3 protein-coding genes are annotated in these 1,394 nt (G+C 41.4%); all 3 read left to right on the forward strand.

All coding sequences use genetic code 11. From position 1 onward, the window contains the following. The coding region (locus VXQ92_RS17980; protein WP_416682727.1) for a hypothetical protein at positions 1-65 on the forward strand (65 nt) is incomplete at its 5' end. Further along, complete coding sequence (locus VXQ92_RS17985; protein ID WP_416682725.1) at positions 46-705, forward strand: methionine ABC transporter permease; 660 nt, start codon at positions 46-48, stop codon at positions 703-705. The genes VXQ92_RS17980 and VXQ92_RS17985, both read left to right, overlap by 20 nt. A 93-nt stretch (positions 706-798) precedes the next feature. Next, on the forward strand, positions 799-1,394 hold a 596-nt coding region (gene ychF / locus VXQ92_RS17990), incomplete at its 3' end, for a redox-regulated ATPase YchF (protein WP_416682726.1).

Here is a 1,394-nt window from a genome sequence, read left to right on the forward strand (position 1 = left end):
AACAAGATGCATTAACAGCAATTGCACAATTTGAGGTACTTGGCTATGCAAGACCAGCTCATTGATTTATTAATTACTGGAACTGTAGATACCTTGCTCATGGTAGGCGCATCTGCATTCATTGCCTTTTTAATTGGCTTACCTATCGCTGTTATTTTAGTCAGCACTTCTGAACATGGCATTCATCCGTCGCAAAAGATTAATCAAGCTTTGGGTTGGGTCATCAACATTACTCGTTCTGTACCCTTTCTACTTTTAATGGTTGCACTTATTCCGCTTACTCGCTGGATTGTGGGTACAAGTTATGGCGTATGGGCAGCGGTTGTTCCCTTAACGATTGCGGCCATTCCGTTTTTTGCCCGTATTGCAGAAGTCAGCTTACGTGAAGTCGATCAAGGCTTAATTGAAGCAGCACAAGCCATGGGTTGTAACCGCAAACAAATTATCTGGCACGTACTTTTACCAGAGGCTTTGCCGGGTATTGTGGCAGGCTTTACAGTGACTATTGTGACAATGATTAACTCATCTGCGATTGCTGGTGCTATTGGTGCAGGTGGCTTAGGAGACATTGCTTATCGATATGGTTATCAACGTTTTGATATGCAAATTATGTTGGCCGTTATTTTAGTATTGATTGTTTTAGTCATGTTAGTACAAGCGACTGGTGATGCATTAGCCCAGCAACTCGATAAACGTAAAGTTTAAACACAACAGAACCCTGCTCTAGCCATGACTTTGTCATGGCTTTCATGTAAAATCAGCCACAATTTTTAATTTACACATTTGTGAGTGGTTTTCATGGGTTTTAATTGCGGTATTGTTGGTCTGCCAAATGTAGGGAAATCTACCCTTTTCAATGCATTAACTAAAGCAGCGATTGCAGCGGAAAACTTCCCGTTCTGTACCATTGAGCCAAACACAGGTATTGTTCCTGTTCCAGATCCACGTTTAGATAAACTTGCTGCGATTGTTAACCCTCAGCGTGTTTTACCGACCACTATGGAATTTGTGGACATTGCAGGTCTTGTTGCTGGTGCATCAAAAGGTGAAGGTTTGGGTAACCAGTTCCTTGCTAACATTCGTGAAACTGATGCAATCGCTCATGTGGTACGTTGTTTCGAAGACGAAAACGTGATTCACGTTAATGGTAAAATTGATCCATTAGACGACATTGCAACTATTAATACTGAACTTGCACTTGCAGACCTTGAGACTGTTGCTAAAGCAATTTTACGTTTAACTAAAGTTGCTAAAGGCGGTGACAAAGAAGCTGTAGCAACTAAAGCAGTTTTAGAGAAAATCCAACCGTTACTTGACGAAGGTAAACCAGCTCGCGCGGCTGATTTGTCTGATGACGAACGCAAATTAATTCGTGGTTTTGGTTTAATGACTTT

Source organism: Acinetobacter sp. 228 (assembly GCF_048147885.1).

Excerpts from the sequence above, each read along its gene's own strand:
- VXQ92_RS17985 (WP_416682725.1), top strand. The coding sequence starts at position 46 with ATGCAAGACCAGCTCATTGATTTATTAATTACTGGAACTGTAGATACC.